At 70.9% G+C, this 20757-nt stretch carries 20 protein-coding genes; 5 read left to right on the top strand and 15 right to left on the bottom strand.

What is annotated here, in order from left to right:
* Window positions 1-2239 (bottom strand): hypothetical protein (locus VMN58_02015; protein ID HUF31968.1); only part of this gene is annotated, 2239 nt, incomplete at its 3' end.
* Between the two features lie 189 nt (window positions 2240-2428).
* Between VMN58_02015 and VMN58_02010 the strand changes: the two genes are divergently transcribed.
* On the top strand, window positions 2429-3562 hold the full coding sequence (locus VMN58_02010; protein HUF31967.1) for a serine hydrolase domain-containing protein: 1134 nt from the start codon (window positions 2429-2431) through the stop codon (window positions 3560-3562).
* Window positions 3563-3570: 8 nt separating this feature from the next.
* On the opposite strand, the gene VMN58_02005 is transcribed toward VMN58_02010, so the two are convergent.
* The 4 genes from VMN58_02005 to VMN58_01990 form a co-directional block, all read right to left on the bottom strand.
* Window positions 3571-5805 carry an AarF/UbiB family protein gene (locus VMN58_02005; GenBank protein HUF31966.1) on the bottom strand — a complete coding sequence of 745 codons (2235 nt, stop codon included), beginning with the start codon at window positions 5803-5805 and terminating at the stop codon, window positions 3571-3573.
* Window positions 5802-6077 carry a 2TM domain-containing protein gene (locus VMN58_02000; protein ID HUF31965.1) on the bottom strand — a complete coding sequence of 92 codons (276 nt, stop codon included), beginning with the start codon at window positions 6075-6077 and terminating at the stop codon, window positions 5802-5804. Before VMN58_02000 ends, VMN58_02005 begins: the two co-directional genes overlap by 4 nt.
* On the bottom strand, window positions 6074-6568 hold the full coding sequence (locus VMN58_01995) for a PadR family transcriptional regulator (protein ID HUF31964.1): 495 nt from the start codon (window positions 6566-6568) through the stop codon (window positions 6074-6076). Before VMN58_01995 ends, VMN58_02000 begins: the two co-directional genes overlap by 4 nt.
* A 93-nt stretch (window positions 6569-6661) precedes the next feature.
* On the bottom strand, window positions 6662-7921 hold the full coding sequence (locus VMN58_01990) for a cytochrome P450 (protein ID HUF31963.1): 1260 nt from the start codon (window positions 7919-7921) through the stop codon (window positions 6662-6664).
* A gap of 125 nt (window positions 7922-8046) precedes the next feature.
* Here VMN58_01990 and VMN58_01985 point away from each other — a divergent pair, with 125 nt between their 5' ends.
* Window positions 8047-8694, top strand: coding sequence for a TetR/AcrR family transcriptional regulator (locus VMN58_01985; GenBank protein ID HUF31962.1), 648 nt, complete (start codon window positions 8047-8049; stop codon window positions 8692-8694).
* Complete coding sequence (locus VMN58_01980) at window positions 8694-9443, top strand: maleylpyruvate isomerase family mycothiol-dependent enzyme (GenBank protein ID HUF31961.1); 750 nt, start codon at window positions 8694-8696, stop codon at window positions 9441-9443. Before VMN58_01985 ends, VMN58_01980 begins: the two co-directional genes overlap by 1 nt.
* A gap of 29 nt (window positions 9444-9472) precedes the next feature.
* On the opposite strand, the gene VMN58_01975 is transcribed toward VMN58_01980, so the two are convergent.
* A complete protein-coding gene (locus tag VMN58_01975; GenBank protein ID HUF31960.1) occupies window positions 9473-10354 on the bottom strand; it encodes a haloalkane dehalogenase in 882 nt (293 codons plus the stop codon).
* A 92-nt stretch (window positions 10355-10446) separates the two neighbouring features.
* On the opposite strand from VMN58_01975, the gene VMN58_01970 reads away from it, so the two are divergent.
* A complete protein-coding gene (locus VMN58_01970; GenBank protein ID HUF31959.1) occupies window positions 10447-10791 on the top strand; it encodes a hydrogenase maturation nickel metallochaperone HypA in 345 nt (114 codons plus the stop codon).
* Window positions 10791-11591 (top strand): hydrogenase nickel incorporation protein HypB, encoded by an 801-nt coding sequence (gene hypB, locus VMN58_01965; GenBank protein ID HUF31958.1) that lies wholly within the window; start codon window positions 10791-10793, stop codon window positions 11589-11591. Before VMN58_01970 ends, hypB begins: the two co-directional genes overlap by 1 nt.
* On the opposite strand, the gene hypD is transcribed toward hypB, so the two are convergent.
* The 9 genes from hypD to VMN58_01920 all read right to left on the bottom strand — a co-directional run.
* A complete protein-coding gene (hypD, locus tag VMN58_01960) occupies window positions 11528-12661 on the bottom strand; it encodes a hydrogenase formation protein HypD (protein HUF31957.1) in 1134 nt (377 codons plus the stop codon). The genes hypB and hypD overlap by 64 nt on opposite strands.
* A complete protein-coding gene (locus tag VMN58_01955; GenBank protein HUF31956.1) occupies window positions 12658-12948 on the bottom strand; it encodes a HypC/HybG/HupF family hydrogenase formation chaperone in 291 nt (96 codons plus the stop codon). Before VMN58_01955 ends, hypD begins: the two co-directional genes overlap by 4 nt.
* Window positions 12917-13468, bottom strand: coding sequence for a hydrogenase maturation protease (locus VMN58_01950; GenBank protein HUF31955.1), 552 nt, complete (start codon window positions 13466-13468; stop codon window positions 12917-12919). Before VMN58_01950 ends, VMN58_01955 begins: the two co-directional genes overlap by 32 nt.
* Window positions 13465-14811: a hypothetical protein gene (locus VMN58_01945; protein ID HUF31954.1), complete on the bottom strand. Its 1347-nt coding sequence runs from the start codon at window positions 14809-14811 to the stop codon at window positions 13465-13467. The genes VMN58_01950 and VMN58_01945 overlap by 4 nt, the downstream gene beginning before the upstream one ends.
* Window positions 14808-15452, bottom strand: a complete 645-nt coding sequence (locus VMN58_01940) for a DUF6084 family protein (GenBank protein HUF31953.1) — start codon at window positions 15450-15452, stop codon at window positions 14808-14810. The genes VMN58_01945 and VMN58_01940 overlap by 4 nt, the downstream gene beginning before the upstream one ends.
* A complete protein-coding gene (locus VMN58_01935; protein HUF31952.1) occupies window positions 15449-16744 on the bottom strand; it encodes a DUF5947 family protein in 1296 nt (431 codons plus the stop codon). The genes VMN58_01940 and VMN58_01935 overlap by 4 nt, the downstream gene beginning before the upstream one ends.
* The gene (locus VMN58_01930; GenBank protein HUF31951.1) at window positions 16741-18534 is read right to left on the bottom strand and encodes a nickel-dependent hydrogenase large subunit; all 1794 of its coding nucleotides are present in this window, start codon (window positions 18532-18534) and stop codon (window positions 16741-16743) included. Before VMN58_01930 ends, VMN58_01935 begins: the two co-directional genes overlap by 4 nt.
* Window positions 18535-18537: 3 nt before the next feature.
* A complete protein-coding gene (locus tag VMN58_01925; GenBank protein ID HUF31950.1) occupies window positions 18538-19605 on the bottom strand; it encodes a hypothetical protein in 1068 nt (355 codons plus the stop codon).
* A gap of 94 nt (window positions 19606-19699) precedes the next feature.
* Window positions 19700-20757 (bottom strand): carbamoyltransferase HypF (locus VMN58_01920; protein ID HUF31949.1); only part of this gene is annotated, 1058 nt, incomplete at its 5' end.

Below are 20757 nucleotides of genomic sequence, written 5' to 3'. Positions count from 1 at the left end.
CCGTGATGGCGAAGTCACCGGAGCCGTAGGCGGTGTCGATGGCCTGGCTGCCGACGACTGCGCCGTCCACGTAGATCCGGACGTGCTCCGTGGCGACGGGACAGCCGTCGGTGCCGTCGCCGGTCGCGTCCTGGCAGTCGTCGGGGGCGCCGGACCCGTCGAGGGGGGTGACCTCGGCGGTCAGGGTGTAGGTGGAGCCGTCGAGGGGGTCGGTCACGAGGAAGGGCTCCACGAGGATGTCCAGGTCCCCAATCACGTCGCTGAGGTACACCGTCTCCTCGGGCTTGCCCGTCGCCCCCTGCGTGCCCGAGTCGGCCGCGCCGGTGACGTAGAGGTCGAGGTCGGCGCCGCCCACGGCGTCGGTCCACGTCAGGGTGAGCGCGACGTCGCTGGCCTCGGTGACGATCAACGGGAACTCGTGGCTGAGGTCCAGGCCGAGCATCGTCGTGACCCCCAGCGTCGACTGCTCGGGGTAGAACGTGTTGCCGCCGTCGTGCTCGAAGTTCACGGTCTTGGTGCCATCACCGACCGAGGCGCCGGGGGGACCGAGGTCGACCACCCGCGCCGCCCCGGCCACGCCAATGCCCTTCTCACCCTGGTCGGGGGCATAGTCGTCCGCGACCTGGGTGAGCAGCGAGCCGACGTTCGACCGGCTGCTGACGAAGTAGGGCGCCTCGATCCCCACGGCGACGAGGTGGTCGAGGGGGATGGTGAACGTGACGGTCTTGGCGGCGAGGTCCCACGTCGAGGTGCCAGCAGGCATGTAGGCGCCGGCGCCGTTGTCCCACGTCATCGGGTTGGCGTCGACGGGGTAGCGGACGAACGAGTCGTACCGGCGGCCGTCGATGAGCACGCTGTAGCTGGTGGGGCTCGCCACGTCCGTTCTCGGCCACAGGTCCTCCAGGGTGATGACGGCCTGGACATGTTCCGCGGTCGCCTCGACGTTCAGGCGGAGGATCTCGGTGATCGGGCTGCTGGCGTCGTCGTGGGCGTCCTCGTCGGACCCGAAGGACTCCGTCGGCTCGCCGTCCTGGCCCAGCCGCCGCTTCTCGGCGGTGCCGGTCACCTGGAAGACCCCGTCGTCGGCCACGGCACCATCGTCCGGGCTGGTGACGGTGAGGACCGACTCGACGCTTGCTTCCGGCGTCGGGGTCCAGTCGGTGCGCTCGCCGGGGACGAGGCCGAGGTCGGGCTGCGGGCAGTCCAGGGGAGACCCCGTGCTCGAGGCGTAGAGGTGGTCGTTGGGGTGCTGGACCTGGAAGGCGTGACCTCCCTGGCCGATCTGGTCGTTGGCCAGGAGCAGGTCGTGCCCGTCGAATGCCTTGTCGTCGTTGACGTCGAGGTACCGGCTCATGCGCAGGGCGAAGCCCTCCACGTCGAGGGTGGACACGCACTTGGTGAGGTCGGGCGGGTCCTGGCTGTAGGCCATGATGTCGTTGGTCGGGACGACCCCCCAGTCGCCCTCGGCGCCGTCGCCGACGTGGCCGATGGTCAGGCAGTGGCCAACCTCGTGGGCCACCAGGTCGAAGAGCCCGAAGAAGTCGACCTGCTCCGGGGCGGGGTCGATGGCGCCGTTGACGGCGACACAGATGTTGCCCCCGGCACCGCCGCAGTCCTCCACGTAGGTCCCACTGCGCCGGCCGTCGTGGTGGCTGTCGAAGCCGGGGAGGTTCTCCCAGTGCTCGAAGTCGAAGGGGTTCTCGACGTTGTGGCACGGCACGAGGTCCTCGTCGGTGAAGACGAAGTCCACCGGATCGACACCGATCCCGATCCCGCCGACCGGGTTGGTGGCGATGACCACGATCTCGGGGTCGACGAGCGGGTAGGTGGTGAGCTCGCCGCCCTGGCCGCTGGAGAGGTCGATCTGGTCCACGGTGATGTGGAACTCCACGCCGTCGGCCAGCCAGTCGAGGCCCATCTGCCTCGCCAGGTAGTCGATGCCGCCGTCCCACATCTCGATGGCCTGGCGCATGATGCGCATGTCGCGCTCGGCGGTCGGCGACACCGGCACCAGGATGAGGACGTCGATCACGGGGGAGTCGAGGGCGTTGAGTCCCGTGCGCATGTGGTGGCAGAGGTCGTCGCTGGACATGTCCCGGATGCACCCCGGCGGGAAGTTGTCCTCACCGAAGTAGGGGCCGTTGTACTCCTCCGCCGGGCTGGCCACGGCGGGCGTGCCCACCAGCACAGCCGGCATGGCAACGAGGGCGACGAGCATCGCCAGGAGGCGCTTGCGCATGTTGGTGTCCCTTTCACGGCGCACCAGCACGCTGCTGTCACACCTGCACAGATGAGGAGCGCCAAACCGGGTGTCCGGTCCGGGCGCTTTGTCCACTTCCTCCTTTCGGCCCCGGGGGGTCCGATCCCTGCTTCTCCGACGAAACAACGGCCCAGGGCGCCTGGCAGGGCCATGTGGGACGCTGAGGACATGTCGGTGCCGGTCGGTGGTACGTGCGCGCCGCGCTTCGCCGCGGTGCGCAGCAGCTTCGAGTCGAACTTCACCGAGCACGGCGAGCTCGGCGGCGCCGTCACGGTCATCGTCTCCGGCGAGACCGTGGTCGACCTCTGGGGTGGCTGGGCCGACGTGGCCCGGACCCGTCCGTGGCAGGCCGACACGCTGGTCAACGCCTACTCGGTGGGCAAGCCCATCGTGGCGCTGCTGCTCCTGCAGCTGGTCGACGCCGGCGACGTTGGCCTCGACCAGCCCGTCGCCCGGTACTGGCCCGACTTCGCGGCCCACGGCAAGGGCGAGGTCACCGTCCGCCACGCCCTGTGCCACCGCGCCGGCGTCCCCGCCATCCGCCACCCCGCCACCAACGACGACCTGTGGGACTTCGACCGAATGTGCGAGCTGCTCGCCGCCACCGAGCCCTGGTGGGAGGCCGGCGAGCGCCACGCCTACCACACCAACACCTTCGGTCACCTCGTGGGTGGCATCGTCCGCCAGGTCACCGGAGAGCTACCAGGGCAGCGGCTGCGCGGCATCGCCGAGGGGCTCGGCGCCGAGGTCCACTTCGGGCTGCCCGACGACGAGCACGACCGCTGCGCCGAGGTCCACTGGGACAGCCCTGCGCCCACGAGGGCCGATCCAGACGACGCCGACCTCGACGATGAGCTCCGCATGGTGCTCCTCGGCTACGTCAACCCGCCCGGCTACTCGTCGATCGGGGTGGTCAACACCGCCGCGTGGCGACGGGCGCAGGTGCCCTCCACCAACGGGCACATGACGGCCCGAGGTGTCGCCCGCCTCTACGACGCCGTCCTTCGGGGCACCCTGGTCGGGGCCGACACCCTCGCCGAGGCGGTCCGCCCGCAGTCGTCGGGGTTCTGCCCCGTCCTCGGCCAGGACGTCACATTCGGGCTCGGGTTCCAGCCCTGGACCGACCACCGCCCCATCGGCCGTACCCCCGCCGCCTACGGCCACTTCGGCACCGGGGGCTCACTCGGCTTCGCCGACCCGTCGGTCGACGTGGCCTTCGGCTACGTGATGAACCACGTCATCCCCCGCTGGCAGAGCCCCCGCAACCGGGCCCTGGTGGACGCCGTGTACGCCTCGCTCTGAGCGTGGGCTCAGCTGGTCCGGGCAACCCCGGCGGCCAGCTCCGGCTCGCGGGCGAAGGCTCGCCGCGGGTAGCGCAACGAGTAGACGAACAGCGCGATGGCGAGGGGCCAGGCAACCATCGACCGCACCAGGAGGTAGGTGTTGGTGGTCGTGGTGACGAGCAGCACGATCTGCAGCAGCCCGGTGAAGACCAGAAAGCTCGCCCACACCACGGTGAGTCGGCCGAAGATCCGTCGGTAGGCCGGGTGGCGGCGCACCTCGTCGGGGAACGGGTAGAACAGCGGGGCCATCATCCCGATGATCGGCCGGCCGAGCGCCACGGACGCGGCGAAGACACCGGCGATGAGGAAGATGTTGGCGATCCCGGGGGCGAAGTAGACGGCGTCGGAGCCGGTGAGGATGCCGGCGGTGCCGCGGAGCGCCACGTAGCCAAGGGCGAACCACACCAGCGGGCCGGTGGATCGGCCGGCGCGCCGCCGCAGGAGCACCAGCCCGGCGGCCCAGGTGGTGGCGGCGGCCATGGCCCATGCCAGTCCAGCGACGGAGTTGACCGAGATGAACAGCGCCACCGGTACCAGGGCGTCCACCAGGAACCGGCGACCGAACCTCCGCCCCACGCTCCCCACCGTCGGAGGGGAAGGCGGGTCTGCCGCCTCGGTGGGGGGCGTGTCCTCGCCGGAGGCCACAGCCAGCTCGGCCCCGGTGATCGGTGGCCCGTACGGGTCGGCCCCAAGGACGACCCGCCCGGCGCCGTACTTGTCGTCGAAGTGGTCGTGGAGGCCGGCGAAGGCGGCCAGGAGGTCGAGATCGGGGGCGAGGAGGCGGGTGGAGCCGTTGAGGTAGAGGACGTCTTTGAAGAACAGGACCAGGGCGACGGGGAGGTCGAGGCGGTGGTCGACGAACACCTTCATCACCCTCGGTGCCCCGTCGCGGAGGTCGTCGACCGACAGCGAGTCGGCCTCCCGGCGCTGGCTGACGATCAGCTTGGCGATGAGCGACCGCGGGTCGGTGCCCTCGCTCAGGGCGCCGAGGACGTCGAGGCCGTGGACCTGGGCGCGCACGTCTCGGGTGGCGATGCCGATCAGCAGCCGCTGGAGGCCGGCGCGCTCGTCGGCGTCGAGGCGGGCGCAGATGCCGAAGTCGACCAGCCCGAAGCGGCCGTCGGGCAGGGCCAGGATGTTGCCGGCGTGGAGGTCGCCGTGGAAGCGGCCGAACACCGTCGCCCCCTCCACCAGCGACCGGATGCCCGAGAGGAGCAGGGCGGTGGTGTCGATGCCGGCGCTGCGCATCTCGTCGAGGTCATCGAAGCGGAGGCCGTCGAGGCGCTCCATCACCAGCACCCTGGCGGTCACCAGACCGGGGATGGGCCGGGGCACCACCACGTCGGCCACGCCGGCGGCCTCAAGGTCGAGGGCGACATCGACCATGTTCTCGGCCTCGAGCCGGAAGTCGAGCTCCTCCAGGATGGTCCGGGCGAAGAGGGTCACCACCGCGGTGGGGTTTGCCACCGGCAGGTTCGCCAATCGGCGCTCGAGGAGGCGGGCGATGGGCGGCATCGACCGGATGTGGGCCTCGACCTCACGGGCGATGCCGGGTCGCTGCACCTTGACCACGACCGAGGTGCCGTCGTGGAGGGTGGCAGTGTGGACCTGGGCGATGCTCGCCGCCGCGAGGGGCGCGAAGTCGAACGAGGCGAAGTGGGCGTCGAGGGAGCCGAGCTCCCGCTCGACGGCACGACGGACCGCCCGGGCCGACAGGGTGGGGCAGCGGTCGCGGCAAACGGCGAACTCGTCGACGAGGACGTCGGGGAACAGCCCACGCCCCGAGGAGATGAGCTGACCGAGCTTGATGTACGAGGGCCCCAGGTGCTCGAAGGCGCGGCGAAGCCGGTGGGCGGCACCCTGGGCCGGCGTCCGGGACCCGAACCACGAACGCGGCCAGTCGACGATGCAGAAGATCAGCGCCTCAGCAGCCAGGGCGATGAGCACGGCCACGAGGCGCTGGGCACGGGCGAGAGGCCGGCCGGGGCCGGTGAGCTCCTCGACCCTGCCGGGGATCGCCGCTCGGACCGGCGCGAGCTGGTCTCGCCACCGCGCCGCCTCCTCGGCCAGGCCGCGGTGGCCGGCCAGGAAGACGCTCCCACCCGGCACCCGGCCCGCCTGGCGGTCGCGGATCACGGCGGCATCGGGAGGACCGCCCGGCACCGCGGCGTCGGTCAAGACCAGGGGGCGATCAGCGCTCATCGGGCGTCCTCGGCGTCGTCGTCCCTCCCGTAGATCCACCGCGAGTCGCTGGCCGCGGCGGCGTGGGCGGCCAGGCCGACGCCCCAGCCCAGCAGCGGGAAGACGAACCACGGGGTCCCGGCACCGGTCATGGCCCAGATGCCGACCAGGAGCACCTGGACGGCCAAGAAGACCGCAATGTGGATGCGCAACGCGGCGCGCATGCCTCGCTTGCGCTGGCGCTGCTTGCGGGCGCGCTCGGCGCGTGCGGCCTGCTCGAATGAGTCGGTCATGAGATCCTCCGTGTCGTCGTGCTCTGTTGCGGTATGTCGCTGGCGGTGGCGAACTGCACGATGCGCGCCGCCGCCGCTTCCAGCGCCTCGTCCAGTGTCGCCGGGTCGAGCCGGGGGGCGACCGCCCGGACGCGGGCGACGAAGCGGTCCAGGGCCGCCTCCACGTCGGCGGCGCCGGTGAGTCGGACACCGGTGCGGGCTTCGATGGAGAGCAGCTCGTCCAGGCGCCGGGCCAGGGCCTCGGACCCCGCCGGCGTCAGGGCGAACACCCGACGCCCGCCGTCGTCGCTACCGGCGATGAGACCCGCCTCCGTCAGCGCCTCGATGCCCGGGTAGACGCTGCCCGGCGACGGGCGGTAGGCGGGGCCGAAGAGGCGGGCCAGCTCACCCATGAGCTGGTAGCCGTGCATCGGTTCGCCCGCCAGCAGGGCCAGCACCACCAGGTGCAGCTCACCGTGCCGGAAGAACGATCGCTTCGACCGCGTCGCCATCTGCGTCCTTTCGTAAGACTCACGTACTATATCGCAACACTTACGAAAGTCAAACGTGCGGAGCGGCCGTGTCGTGAACCGCCACGACGCTCGTCAGGCAGGTGCCTGGGTGCCCGCGTCGTCGCCGAGGGCGACGGTCAGCGAGACGAGGCCGCGGAGGACGAAGTGGTCTCGGTAGGGCGGGCGCTCGTCCGCCAGCTCCATCGCCGGGAAGCGCCGGGCGAGGCGGTCGAAGACGACCTGGCCCTCGAGACGGGCGAGGGGGGCGCCCAGGCAGTGGTGCATGCCGTTGCCGAACGCCAGGTGGGTGGGCCGGCCGCGCTCGAGGCGCAGCTCGTCGGGTTCATCGACGTGGCGCGGGTCGCGGTTGGCGGCGGCGAGGCCGCAGATGATCCCCTCTCCCGCGTCGAGGGACAGGCCGTTGATCTCCAGCGCTTCGGTGGCGGTCCGGGCGGTGATCTGCACGGGTGCGTCGTAGCGCAGCAGCTCCTCGGTGGCGGCCACCGCCAGGCTCGGGTCCGCCCGCAGGGCGTCGAGCTGGCCACGGTGGCGGAGCAGGGCGAGGGTGCCGTTGCCGAGCAGGTTGGTGGTCGTCTCGTGACCGGCGATGAACAGGAGGATGATCATGGCGAACAGCTCCCGCTCGCTGAGCTTGTCGCCCTCGTCCCCGGCGGCGATCAGGGCGCTGAGGAGGTCGGCCCGAGGGTCGCTGCGGCGTTCCTCGATGAGGCCGGCGAAGTACTGCACGAAGCCCATCACCGCCGGCACTGCTTCGTTCATGGTCTCGGGGTCGGCCTCGGCGTCGAGCACCCGGCCGATGGCAGTCGACCACGGCTTGAACTGGTCCCAGTCGGCGGCGGGCACGCCGAGGAGCTCGCAGATGACCATGACCGGCAGCGGCTCGGCGATGGCGGCCATGAGGTCGACCTCGCCGTGGGCCGCTGCCTCGTCGAGCATCGCGTCGACCAGCTCGGTGACCCGGGGACGCAGGGCCTCGACCGCCCGGGGGGTGAAGGCCTTGTTGGCCAAGCGGCGCAACCGGGTGTGATCGGGGGCATCCGCGGTCAGCATCAGCTGGATGTCGAGGTCACCGAGGAGGCTGGCTGCACCACGACGCTCCCGCGAGGGGTCGACGTGGCGGGGGTTGCTCGACAGCCGGGGGTCGCGCAGGGCAGTGAGCACGTCAGCGTGACGGGTGAGGACCCACAGCCCGTCCCGGCTGCGGTGCAGGTCCGGCGACTCGCGCAGCTCGGTGTACCGGGGGTAGGGATCGCCCACGAACCCGGCGTCGGTCGTGTCGAACGCCAGGGGAGCGGCCGCCGGCTTGTGCTGTGCGGTGGTGGTCAGCGTCATCAGTCGTCCTCTGAGCGGGTGGCTGGGCAGGGTCGCCTGTCCGGATCGTTCCGTTACCATTAGTAACACGAATGCGGACCGACGCGCCCTTGACAGGATCCGAACGCCGTTGTCTACTTCTAATCATGTTAGGAGAACCGGTCCGCGATCGACGGGCCGAACGCCATGAGGCCACCAAGGTGGAGATCCTCGAGGCGGCATGGGACCTGTGCCGCACCGAGGGCCTCGCCGGGCTGTCGCTACGGGACCTCGCTCGGCGGGTGGGGATGCAGGCACCGTCGCTGTACTCGTACTTCGACTCCAAGCACGACATCTACGACGCCATGTTCGCCCAGGGCTCCCGGGACTTCGTCGCCGGGCAGCGCCACGTCGCCCTCAGCGGCGACACCCTCACGGACCTCAAGGTGCGCCTCCGCTACTTCGTCGACTTCTGCACGAGCGACGAGGTCCGCTACCAGCTGATGTTCCAGCGGACCATCCCCGGCTTCGAGCCCTCCCCCGCGTCCTTCGCCGTCTCGCTGGAGAACCTCCAGGAGATGGCGACGTGGTTCGCCGAGGTCGGCCTGGGCGGACAGGAGAGCCTCGACCTCTTCACCGCCATCGCCACCGGGCTGGTCGACCAGCAGATCTCCAACGACCCGGGCGGCGACCGGTGGCTGCGGCTGGTGGACGACGCCATGGAGATGTTCTGCGACCACGTGCAACGGCGCGCGGCGACGAGCAAGAGCAGGACCAAGAGCAAGCCCAAGGCCACGAACAGGAAGGTGACGTGATGATGCAGGTGACGAAGGTCGAGGAGCTGGCGCCGTTGGCGCGGCCCGAGTCGACGACGCGGGCGGCAACCGAGACGGCGCAGATGGTGACCATGCTGCGCTCGCTGGACGACGCGGACTGGTCCCAGCCGACGGACTGCCCGGATTGGGACGTGCGCGCCATGGCCGCCCACGTGCTGGGCATGGCTGAGACGTTCTCGTCGCTGCGGCGCTTCGCACGCGACATGCGCGCCGGGGGCAAGGCCGCCGGCGACGGACCGTTCATCGATGGCCTGACGGCGGTGCAGGTGCGCGACCGCACCGAGCTCAGCAGTGACGAGTTGATCCGACAGCTCGCGGCGGCCGGCCCCCGCCAGGCGCAGTGGCGGGCCAGCCGCCGCCTCATGCGGCGGATCCCGATGAAGCAGGAGATGCCCGACGGGTCAACCGAGACGTGGAAGGCCAGCTACCTCTTCGACACCATCCTCACCCGCGACACCTGGATGCACCGCGTCGACATCGCCCGGGCGACCGGCCGTCCACTCGTCCTCACCGCAGACCACGACGGACGCCTCGTCGGCGACGTCGTCGCCGAGTGGGCCCGCCGCCACGGCCAGCCGTTCACCCTGCACCTCGAGGGGCCGGCCGGTGGCACCTACGCCCACCGGACAGGCGGCGAGGACATCACCCTCGACGCCGTCGAGTTCTGCCGAATCCTCTCGGGCCGGGCCACCGGCGACGGTCTCCTCTCCCAACAGGTCCCGTTCTGATCTCGAGGTGCGCTGAGCGACGCTCACGGTCACCCGACGTGGTCCCGGAGCCAGGCGGCAACAGCGACACCGATCTCGTCCGGCGAGTCCTCCTGCACGAAGTGGCTCCCGCGGACCGTCACCTCGTGCTGGTTCGGGAAGGTCCGCACGAGGTCGCGCCGCGACTCGACGAGGATGGCCCCGGGGTCGGCGTTGACGAACAGCTTGGGGACGTCGCTGGTGGCGAGCCACCTGGTCCACGCCTCTGCCTGCTCCCACAGGTCGCTGGGCTCGCCATCGACGGGGAGCTGGCGCGGCCAGGTGAGGGTTGGGCGCCTTCCCTCACCCGGATCGGCGAAGGGCCGCCGGTACTCCTCCATCTCCGCCTCCGTCAGGGTGCGCAGGATCGCACCCGGCAGCACGGCCTCGACGAAGAGGTTTCGCTCGAGGATCAGCTGCTCGCCGGCGGGTGAGCGGAAGGCCTGGAACAGGCCGCGGCCGCTCTCGCTCCACTCGTCCCAGGTCATGGGGAGGATGGCCTCCATGTAGGCGATCCCCCGCACGGCCCCGGGGTGACGGCGGGCCCAGTCGAAGCCCAGGCCGGAGCCCCAGTCGTGCACGACCAGCGTCAGGCGCTCCTCGGCGTCCACGGCCTCGAGGAAGCCGTCGAGGAAGCGGGCGTGCTCGGCGAAGGTGTAGCGCTCCGGGCCGCTGTCGGGGAGCTTGTCCGAGTCGCCCATGCCGATGAGGTCGGGCGCGAGGCACCGGCCGAGGCCCTCCAGGTGCGGGATGACGTTGCGCCACAGGTACGACGACGTCGGGTTCCCGTGCAAGAAGACGATCGGGTCGCCCGCACCCACCTCGATGTACGCCATGCGGTGGCCATGCACCTCGACCGTCTTCTTTGCGCCCCGTCCGCTGCGTCCGCTCATGAGCCATTGACTACCACGGGGGCGAGGTGACCAAGCGGGTGGACCTGCTGATCTGTACCGTTCCCTCAGGGACAGCGAGGAGGGGGCTCCGGATGCACGAGCTGTCGGTGTGCCAGGCCATCGTCGACACCGTCCGGGACCACGCCGGCGGGCGGCCCCTGCGCCAGGTCAACGTCCGCATCGGCCACCTCCGCCAGGTCGTCCCGGACTCCCTGCTGTTCTCCTGGGAGATCCTCACCGAAGACTCCGAGCTGGCCGGTTGCACGCTGGCCGTGGAGCACATCGCTGCCGTCATCGGCTGCCGGGGGTGTGGCGTCGAGACCGAGCTCGACCGACCGCTCATGGTCTGCCCCGCATGCGAAGGTCACGACGTCGAGGTGCTGCGCGGCGAGGAGTTCCAGATCGCGTCCATCGACGTCGTCGAGGAGGTGTGCTGATGGGACGCTTCCACCGCCATCCCGACGGGACCGAGCACGAGCACGAACACGAACACCGCGACGTGGGCGATCATGGGGGCTACACCGAGACCGGGGCGGCCCGGGTGGCCGTGCTCGAGGACATCCTCTCCGAGAACGATCGTGTGGCCGCGGAGAACCGCTCCACCTTTGCCGCCGCCGGGCTGTGGTCGGTCAACGTCATGTCCTCACCCGGGGCCGGCAAGACCGCCCTGCTCAAGCGCACGCTCGCCCACCTCGCCGGCCGGGTGCGCATCGGCGTCCTCGAGGGCGACATCGCCACCAGCCTCGACGCCGACGAGCTCGACGGACTCGGGGCGGCCATCGCCTTGGTCAACACCGGGGCGGGCTTCGGCGGTGAGTGCCACCTCGACGCGGTGATGGTCCGCTCCGGGCTGGACCGCCTCCCGCTGGCCAACCTCGACCTGCTCCTCATCGAGAACGTCGGCAACCTGGTCTGCCCCGCCGAGTTCGACGTGGGCCAGCACGCCCGGGCCATGGTCTACGCCATCACCGAGGGCGAGGAGAAGCCCCTCAAGTACCCGGTGATGTTCCGTGCCGCCGACGTGGTGGTGGTCAACAAGATCGACCTGCTGCCCCACCTCGACTTCGACCTCGACCGCTTCCTCACCAACCTGCGCGCCGTGAACCCTGGCGCCGAGGTGATCCAGCTGAGTGCCAGGACCGGCGACGGCGTCGAGGCGTGGTGCTCCTGGCTTCAGGAGGGACGGCCGGCGCCGACCGAGACCGACACCTCGCGGTGGAGCCGTCCGAAGTTGTAATACGCGGCACATGCCCCTTCGGAGCTGACCATGCACGTGCCGATGGGCGTCTGCGGCGTGCACGCCGTGCCGAAGACCTTGCACTCCCACGGCTTGATCACGCCCTTGAGCACCTCACCGCACTGGCACGCCTTCGGGTCGGCCACCCGCACGCCGGGCACGTCGAAGCGCAGCTCGGCGTCCCAGGCGGCGAAGTCGCTGTTGAGCTTGAGGGCGCTCTGGGCGATGAACCCGAGGCCCCGCCACTCGAAGTGGGGCCGCAGCTCGAACACCTCGGCCAGCGCCGCCAAGGCGCGAGGGTTTCCCTCATCGCGCACGATGCGGGAGTACTGGTTCTCCACCTCACAACGACCCTCCCGCCGCTGGGCGAGGAGCATCTGCACCCCCTGGAGGATGTCGAGAGGCTCGAAGCCGGTGGTGACCACCGGCTTGCCGTACTGCTCGGGCACGAAGCGATACGGACGGTTGCCGACCACGGTGGAGACGTGGCCCGGACCGAGGAACCCGTCGAGGCGGAGGTCGGGCGAGTCGAGGATGGCCTTGATGGGCGGCACGATCGTGACGTGGTTGGAGAACACGCTGAAGTTGGTGACGCCGTCGGCCCTGGCCTTCAACAAGGTCAGCGCGGTGGAAGGTGCCGTCGTCTCGAAGCCCACCGCGAAGAACACCACCTCGCGGTCGGGGTGCTCCACCGCCAGTCGCAGGGCGTCGAGGGGTGAGTAGACGAAGCGCACGTCGGCCCCGCGGGCCTTGGCCTCGAGGAGGTTCCCGTTCCCACCCGGCACCCGCATCATGTCGCCGAAGCTGGTGAACATGACCCCGGGCTGCTCGGCCACGGCGATGGCGTCGTCGACCCGCCCCATCGGGATCACGCACACCGGGCAGCCGGGGCCGTGCACCAGCTCCACCGCCTCAGGCAGCACGTGCTCGATGCCGTGGCGGTAGATGGTGTGGGTGTGGCCGCCGCACACCTCCATGAAGGTGTGGTGCTCGTCGCCGACGAGACGGCGTATCTGCTCGAGCACGATCCGGGCCGCCGCCGGGTCGCGGTACTCGTCGACGAACCTCACGACGCCGCCTCCTCCCCGAGCGCGGAGGCTCGCAGCGCCTCCACCTCTTCGTCGTAGGCCTGACCGAGAAGGTGCAGGGAGGCCAGCGCCACCTCGGCCTCGGCCTCGTCGATCTTGGACATGGCGAAGCCGACGTGGATCAGCACCCAGTCGCCCACCTCGAGGACCTCGTCCTCCAGCAGGCCGATGTTCACCCGCCGGCGGACGCCGGCGACGTCGACCACCGCGAGCTGGCCCTCGGTGCCGGGGACGAGCTCAGCCAGCTGGCCAGGGATGCCGAGGCACATGACGATCTCCTCTCATCGAGTGGGTGGGTGGGTGGTACTGCATCTCCCTTCCGGCGTGCGCACACGCCTCCTGCACCAATGAGATGACCGTCTCGACCGCCGCAGGCACCGCGGCGGTCACCGGTGGGCTGAGACCGATCCCCTCCTCGAGCGACGCCGGCTGGCAGCCGACGACCAGCACCCGACCGATCGTCCCTCCCATGTCCGCGACCATGGCCAGCACCGCTTGCGGGTCGATGCTGTGAGCGTCCAGGGCGGCGGCACCATCGCTGCCGGTGGGGTCGGGCTCGAGGACCACGACCGTTCCTGGAGCTCCACCGGTCGCCATGGCGTCAACGAGGATCAGCGTCTCGCAGCCTTCGAGGAGATCGAAGGCCAGGTGCAGGCCGCGAATGCCCACGTCGACCACCGTGACCTCCGGTGGCAGCGATGCTCCGGCCAGCCGCTGGGCGACCTCCACGCCGAAGCCGTCGTCGCCAAGGAAGATGTTGCCGATCCCGCCCACGACCACGCGCTTCACGACTCGACCACCTCGACCTCGTCGGGGTGGAAGTAGAGGAACCGTCCCTGCCACTGGGCCAGGTCGGCGCCGGGATCGTCGTCGACGACCACCGCCAGGTGGTGACCACCGTCGAGGTCGGCGAAGACACCCTCGACCGTGGCCAGGGCGCCGGTCAGGAACAGGTCGTGGGCGTCGGCGCGGTGGCTGGGGCGCAGGCGGACCCGGGTGCCCCGACCCACCGCCACGCCGGCGATGGGGACAGAGTCGCTCCACGGGTCCTCGGGCTCGGCTCGGTCGGCTGCCCGCCGCAGCTGTCGCACCGCCCCGTGCAGGCGCTCCATGACCTCGGGCGGGAGGTCGTCGCAGCGATCGATGATGTCGCGAGCCCGTGGGTCGGTGCCGCGCGCCTCGGCCTTCTCCTCGTCGGTGAGGGTGAGCACCCGCAGGGCCAGCATCTCGTCGATCTCGGTGGAGTCGCAGAAGTCCCCGATGCTCTCGGCTGCGACCGCCGGGTGGTCGTAGAGGATGATCGGCGACGACAGCACCACTCGGCGCTCGTCCTCGTCGCCCACCAGCACCGGCCAGGTGCCCTCGTTGGTGCACGCTTCGACCGTTGCCCGGGCGAACTCGGGTGGGTCGAGGAGCGAGACGAACGCCCCTGCCCGGGCCACGAGCACCGTGTGCTGGCCGATGAGCGACCGGCGCAGGGCCTCGTCGCGTCGGGCGCCGGCCTCGGCCCACGGGGTGGTGTTGGCGAGGGTGACCGACACCCGGGCGAGCGGCCACGGACCATCGGGCGGGGTTACCTCGACCGTCGCCTCGGCTCGCACCGCCCAGCGCTCACGCACGACCCGACCCAGGGTCCGGCCACAGGCGTCGACCAGTGGCTCCTCTTCGCGGCCGGCGCCCACCTCGACGGGCACCCTCGCTTCGACACCTCCGGTACGTCCCAGAGGCACGGCCGGGAGGGTGACCTCGTGCTCGACCGCCTCGTCCCACGTCGTCCAGTGCTCACCGTCGATGACGAGCGACGGCACCGGGCGGAAGTCGCCGTCGACGAGCTGCTCCACCCTGCGGGCTTGCGCCTGCAGGAACCGGACGGTTGCCACCACCTCCGCACCGGCCTCGGGCAGCTCCACCACGACCTCGCACCGGGAGGACCAGCGGTCGGTGGCCTCGGCCTCGACGTGCGCCCGGGGGGCGAGCACCCCCCATTGCCAGCGGGCCTGGTTCTTGGCCGCCGACGCCCGGTAGGGGTAGAGCACATGGCCCTCGTAGAGGACGGCGTCGGCCACCTGGCGGGCCTGGGCCAGCGCGGCCTCCAACCGCTCGTGCGGTCCGGCATCGGTGGTGCTGGTCACGGCAGCTCGCCGGCTTCCTTGAGCAGCACCTCGACGGCCTGCTCCCAGGTGGCCAGCGCCCGGTCGACCTTGAAGCGCTGGATGGCGTCGATGGTTGCCCGCGGCAGCCGCACCCACCCGCCGCCGGGGAAGTAGTGGTCCATCAGCTCGCGCCAGGTCCGCACCGGGAGCCGGAACGCGGCCTCGGCGTGCCAGGCCACGGGCTCGACGTGCAGTGCTCCCGGACCGTCGCCGTCCGAGAAGGTCGTGCCGTTGAAGAGCAGGAGCAACGGGACCTCACCGTCACCGAGGCCGTGCAGGTACTTCGCAGCGGCCACCTCGAAGTCGTAGGAGCACTCCACGGGGAGGTCGATCTCGATGCTCCCCCTGAAGCGACCGACGGTGGTGCTCACGTGGGTCCAGACGAAGGGACGCAGGGTGTCCCCCCAGCGGGGGGCGGCCCCGAATAGCTCCTCGAGCCGGTCCTCCTCCTCGGCGGTGTAGCGGCGACGCTGGGGTTCGATGCGGATCTGGCACCGCAGCGCTACGGCATGCACGGTGGCGCCCGACCGCTCGTCGAGCCGCACCTTCAGGTCGAGGGTGGGCACCGCCGCATGCCGGCGGACCGCCGCGCCGAGCGCGGTGAACCCGAGCTCGGTCATGGCGACGCGGCCACCGGCGCCACCGCCCGCGCCGCCACACGGGCGAAGAGTGCGTCGAGCCGTTCCCGGGCCTCGGTGCCTCCGTCGAAGCCACGCCACACGGTGCGCAGGGCCCCGACGAGCTCGTAGCAGATGTCGATGGGCACGACGTAGGCCTCGCCGGCGACGCCGAGGCGTCCGGTGCGAACGAGCAGGGCCTCCACGTCGGGCTCGAGGGTCTCCAGCATCGGATGGGTGGCGGTCAGCTCGTCCCACGCGTCGAGGGGCAGGAGCGACTCCGTGGCCCCGGCGGGCCCGGGATAGAAGGCGACCATCCCGCCCTGGCCCGAGCTGTGGAACAGGAAGGCGACCCCCACCGGGATCTGAAGCGTTGCCCACAGCGACTCCGGCACACCGGGACGAGGGAGAGCCACGCATCGCTGTGGAAGGCCCCGGTATCGCCGACCCCCGGCCACGGCTGGTCTCCCCGGGCCCTCCGGCGCCGGCGAGGTCGTCGTCCCGTTGCCCAGCAGGGCGCCGAGGGGCTCGGTCAGCGGGAACCCGAGGACGGCCGGCCCGGCATCGTGCTCGAAGAGCAGGCCGCACGCCTGGCACGCACAGATGAGCCGCCGCTCCTCGACGTCAACGAGATGGCGGTGCCCGTCGGGCACGGCCGTGCCGCACAGGTCGCAGAGCTCGCCCGGGACGGACCGTTCGGGGCGGGGGCGGACGGCGACCGGCACGGGGGCGGGGTCCTGCCCCGGCTCCGGCCGCGGGCTGATGGCGACCGGGACCGGAGCGGGCGAAGGACCCGGCTCCGCCCTTGATGGCTCGTCGACCCGCACCACCACCTCTGCCGCCTCCGGCGCGGCGGCGAGGACGGCACGCTCGACGGCGTCGGCCAGCACCCGCCCCGGTGTGCCCACCGCCGTGGTCAGCGTGAGGTGCACGCCGGCGTCCTCGTCGACCCGGTCGACCGCCACGTGGGCCCGGGCCGCGCCGAGCGCCGGCTTCAGCCGTCCGAGTGCCCGGGCCACCCTGGTCGGAAGGTCGTGGGGGTGCAGATCGTGGAGCACGAGGAGGCCGCCCACCACCTCGTCGTCGCCCAGCTTCTCGAGCGCGGCGCGCCCGCCGGGCCCGTCGGCAACCACGGCGAGGGCGCGCTGGAGCCCCTCACGGTGGAGCTCGGTGACGAGGGCGGCGAGCTCCTCGGCCCGGGCGTCCCCGTCGGCGGTGAGCTCGTCGAGCAGGGCATCGATCCGGCCGGCGATGGCGCCCGCCGGATCGACCTCGGGAGGGTCGGTGCCCGTCACTCCCACGGATCGTTCACGCCGGTGGGCGAGTGCACCTTCTCGAGCACCTTGCCCTTGCCGAGGTGCATGTGGACGCCGCAGGGAAGGCACGGGTCGAAGCTGCGGACCGTGCGCATGATGTCGATCCCCTTGAAGTGATCGAGGTCGTTCTCCTCGAAGATCGGGCAGTCCTGCACCGCGTCCTCGTAGGGCCCGGGCGTGCCGAAGCTGTCACGGGGGTTCGCGTTCCACGGCGTGGGCGGGTACGGGTGGTAGTTGGCGATCTTGCCGTCCTTGATGACCAGGTGGTGGGAGAGCACGCCTCGGACCGCCTCGGTGAAGCCACAGCCGATGCCCTCGTCGGGCACCTCGAAGGGCTCCCACGTCTTGGTGCGCCCGGCCCGGACCTCGGCCAGCCCCTCCTCGGCGAACTGCAGGGCGCACACCGCGGCGTACGCCTGGAAGTAGGTGCGGGCACGGTTGCGCTCGATGGTGTTCGACCACTGGGGGATCTTCCACTCGAGGTCCATCTCGGGCTTCAACATCGTCTTCGGGAGGTGGATCTTCACGCTGGTGCCGGTGGCCTTCACGTAGCCGTTGTCGACCAGGCCCGACAGGGCGGTGGACCACAGGCGGGCGAGCGGACCCCCGCCCGTGTCGAGGGCGAGGTGGTCGGTGCCGTCGAACCAGCGCGGTGACATGACCCAGCTGTACTTGTCGTCGAAGTCGCGCTTCTGGGGGCGGGGGTTGGTGTGCTGGTTCCAGGGGTGGCGCCGGTCGACCGGGTTCCCGAGCGGGTCCCGGGCCACGAACATCTCCTGGTCCTCCCAGTCCTCGTAGAAGGAGTGGCCGAGCATGATCCGGATGCCGAGGTTGATGTCGACGAGGTCGTTGGTGACGAGCTTGCCGTCGACGATGACGCCGGGCGTGACGTACATGGCCCGGCCCCACTCGGTCATGTCCTTGTACTCGAAGTTGCAGACCGACGGGTCCTGGAAGCTCCCCCAGCAACCGAGCAGCGTGCGGCGCAGGCCAACCTCCTCGTAGCCGGGGAGGGCCTCGTAGAAGAAGTTGAACAGGTCGTCGTGCATGGGCACGACCCGCTTCATGAACTCCACGTAGCGCATGAGCCGGGTCACGTAGTCGGAGAAGAGCTGGATGGTGGCCACCGTGCCGACGCCGCCCGGATAGAGCGTGGACGGATGGACGTGACGCCCCTCCATCAGGTTGAACATCTCCCGGGTGTAGCGGCTCACCTGGAGCGCTTCCCGATAGAACTCGCCGGTGAAGGGGTTGAGGGCACGCATGATGTCGCCGACGGTCCGGTAGCCGTGGTCGGCGGCGTGGGGCGCCTCCGAGCGGTTGGCCAGCCCGAGGACCCCGGGGTTGGTCTCGGCGACCATCCTCTCGCAGTAGTCCACACCGACCAGGTTCTCCTGGAAGATGTTGTGGTCGAACATGTACTCGGCCGCCTCACCGAGGTTGATGATCCACTCGGCCAGGGCCGGGGGCCGCACGCCGTAGGCCATGTTCTGCGCGTAGCAGGAGCAGGTGGCGTGGTTGTCACCGCAGATGCCACAGATGCGACTGGTGATGAAGTGGGCGTCGCGGGGGTCCTTGCCCTTCATGAAGATGCTGTAGCCGCGGAAGATCGAGGAGGTGCTGTGGCACTCGGCGACCTTGCCAAGGCCGAAATCGATCTTGGTGTAGATCCCGAGGCTCCCGACGATGCGGGTGATCGGGTCCCACGCCATGTCGACCAGCGTCGACGAGTCGCTCCCCGATGTCCTCGACGGCACGGTGGCGGCCATGTCCTACCTCCAGTCGGCGTGGTGGCCGGTGAGCAGCTTGTTGCCGGGCGTCCGCCACTGCGGTTCCTCGTCGAGCGTCGCGGCCGTGATGCTGCGCAGGCGACGGATGGCGGCGCCGTAGATGGTGCTGGCGGTGGTGGAGACCTTGCCCCCCGGGGGCTCGTCCATGAAGGGCATGAACTTGTCGGGGAAGCCCGGCATGGTGCAGCCGATGCAGATGCCGCCGACGTTGGGGCAACCGCCCATGCCGTTCATCCAGCCTCGCTTGGGGACGTTGCACTTGACCACCGGACCCCAGCAGCCCAGCTTGACGATGCACTTGGGCGAGCCGTACTCCGTGGCGAAGTCGCCCTGCTCGTAGTAGCCGGCCCGGTCGCAGCCCTCGTGCACGGTCTGGCCGAAGAGCCAGGTGGGGCGCAGGGCGTCGTCGAGGGGGATCATCGGCGCCTGGCCGGTGGCCTGGTAGAGCAGGTAGAGGATCGTCTCCGAGAGGTTGTCGGGCTGGATGGGGCAGCCGGGCACGCACACGATCGGGAGGCCGGCCTTGGACTTCCAGGACCAGCCCAGGTAGTCGGGGACGCCCATGGCCCCGGTGGGGTTGCCGGCCATGGCGTGGATGCCGCCGTAGGTGGCGCAGGTGCCCACGGCCAACACCGCGAGGGCCTTGGGGGCCAGGCGGTCGAGCCACTCGCTGGTGGTGATGGGCTGGTTGGTCTCCGGGTCGTTGCCGAACCCGCACCAGTAGCCCTCGCTCTTGATGGCCTCGTTGGGGATGGAGCCCTCGACGACGAGCACGAACGGCTCCAGCTCGCCGCGGTCGGCCTTGAAGAACCACTCGAGGAAGTCGTCGGTCCCGCCGGCGGGACCGCACTCGAAGTCGATCAGCGGCCAGTGGAGCGCGATCTTGGGGAGCCCGGGCAAGGCGCTGAGGGCGATCTCCTCGATGCTGGGCTGGGTGGCGGCAGTGAGCGCGACGGAGTCACCGTCACAGCTCAACCCAGCGTTGATCCAGAGGATGTGGATGACCGTCTCGTCGATGGCCTCGTCCGCGGGCGCTTCGGCAACTCCCATGTGGACCTCCGGGTGGCGGGTTCGCTCTTGCCACCCTCCCTCCGCCGATCCCCTCCGTAAATGGGTGGTTTTCGCACCCCGGTCCCGGGAGGCCTCAGCAGCCGCTGGCGACCGCGGCCTGGCCCACGCTGATCCCACCGTCGTTGCACGGCACGCGGTGGTGGGTCAGGACCTCCAGCCCGGCCTCCGCCAGGGCGCCAGCCACGACGGCGGTGAGCCGCGTGTTCTGGAACACCCCGCCGGTGAGCACCACGCACGACAACCCGTCGCGGGCGGCCAGCGTCGTGGCTGCGTCGGCCGTGGCCGCTCCCAGCCCCTCGTGGAAGCCGGCGGCGATGTCGGCGACCGGTGTGCCCGCACCGCGCTCGGCCAAGATTGCGCCCAGGAGCGGGGCGGGATCGAGGACGAGGAAGCCGTCCTCCCACCGCTGCTCCAGCTGGTAGGCACCGGCCTCGCACCGGGGCCCGGTCCTGGCCAGCGCCTCCAGCTCGATGGCGGCCTGGGCCTCGTAGGTGACGCGGGGGCGCAGGCCGAGCAGAGCAGCCACCGCGTCGAACAACCGGCCCGCGCTGGTCGTGATCGGTGACCGCCCGCCCACAGCGAGGTCCACCACCGCGGCCACGAGGGCCGGGTCGCCAACCAGCTGCTCGCCCACGCCTTGGGCAACGGCCGGCCCGAGGGCGACCGCGGTCCACGACACCGCCATGCGCCACGGCTCCTTGATCGCCGCGACCCCGCCCGGCAGCGGGGCCGGCGCCACGTGCCCCACGCGCCGGTAGCTGTCGAGGTCGGCCACCAGCAGCTCACCGCCCCACAGCGTGCCGTCGGGGCCGAGCCCGGTGCCGTCGAAGGCCACGCCGAGCACAGGGCCCGACCTGCCGTGGTCGACCAAGCACGACGCCACATGGGCGTGATGGTGCTGGACCGCGAGCAAGGGCAGGTCCAGCTCGGTCGCCAGCTTCGAGGAGAGGTATTCGGGGTGGAGGTCGTGGGCGACGACTTCGGGCCGCACGCCGGCGAGGTGGCACAGGTGCTCGATGGCCTGGACGAACGACTGGTGGGCGGCCAGGTGCTCCAGGTCGCCGATGTGGTGGCTGACCGTGAGCGTCCGCCCCCGCGCCACCGCGACGGTGCTCTTGAGCTCGGCACCGA

The sequence above is a fragment of the Acidimicrobiales bacterium genome (assembly GCA_035512495.1).
Taxonomy (GTDB): Bacteria; Actinomycetota; Acidimicrobiia; order Acidimicrobiales; family CADCSY01; genus DATKDW01.
This window is presented reverse-complemented; position numbering and strand designations above follow the sequence as displayed.

Excerpts from the sequence above, each read along its gene's own strand:
- VMN58_01995 (HUF31964.1), bottom strand. The coding sequence starts at position 6,568 with ATGGCGACGCGGTCGAAGCGATCGTTCTTCCGGCACGGTGAGCTGCAC.
- VMN58_01930 (HUF31951.1), bottom strand. The coding sequence starts at position 18,534 with ATGGCCGCCACCGTGCCGTCGAGGACATCGGGGAGCGACTCGTCGACG.
- VMN58_01980 (HUF31961.1), top strand. The coding sequence starts at position 8,694 with ATGATGCAGGTGACGAAGGTCGAGGAGCTGGCGCCGTTGGCGCGGCCC.
- VMN58_01975 (HUF31960.1), bottom strand. The coding sequence starts at position 10,354 with ATGAGCGGACGCAGCGGACGGGGCGCAAAGAAGACGGTCGAGGTGCAT.
- VMN58_01970 (HUF31959.1), top strand. The coding sequence starts at position 10,447 with ATGCACGAGCTGTCGGTGTGCCAGGCCATCGTCGACACCGTCCGGGAC.
- VMN58_01955 (HUF31956.1), bottom strand. The coding sequence starts at position 12,948 with ATGTGCCTCGGCATCCCTGGCCAGCTGGCTGAGCTCGTCCCCGGCACC.
- VMN58_01990 (HUF31963.1), bottom strand. The coding sequence starts at position 7,921 with ATGACGCTGACCACCACCGCACAGCACAAGCCGGCGGCCGCTCCCCTG.
- VMN58_02010 (HUF31967.1), top strand. The coding sequence starts at position 2,429 with ATGTCGGTGCCGGTCGGTGGTACGTGCGCGCCGCGCTTCGCCGCGGTG.
- VMN58_02000 (HUF31965.1), bottom strand. The coding sequence starts at position 6,077 with ATGACCGACTCATTCGAGCAGGCCGCACGCGCCGAGCGCGCCCGCAAG.
- VMN58_01925 (HUF31950.1), bottom strand. The coding sequence starts at position 19,605 with ATGGGAGTTGCCGAAGCGCCCGCGGACGAGGCCATCGACGAGACGGTC.
- VMN58_02005 (HUF31966.1), bottom strand. The coding sequence starts at position 5,805 with ATGAGCGCTGATCGCCCCCTGGTCTTGACCGACGCCGCGGTGCCGGGC.
- VMN58_01940 (HUF31953.1), bottom strand. The coding sequence starts at position 15,452 with ATGACCGAGCTCGGGTTCACCGCGCTCGGCGCGGCGGTCCGCCGGCAT.
- hypB (HUF31958.1), top strand. The coding sequence starts at position 10,791 with ATGGGACGCTTCCACCGCCATCCCGACGGGACCGAGCACGAGCACGAA.
- VMN58_01985 (HUF31962.1), top strand. The coding sequence starts at position 8,047 with ATGTTAGGAGAACCGGTCCGCGATCGACGGGCCGAACGCCATGAGGCC.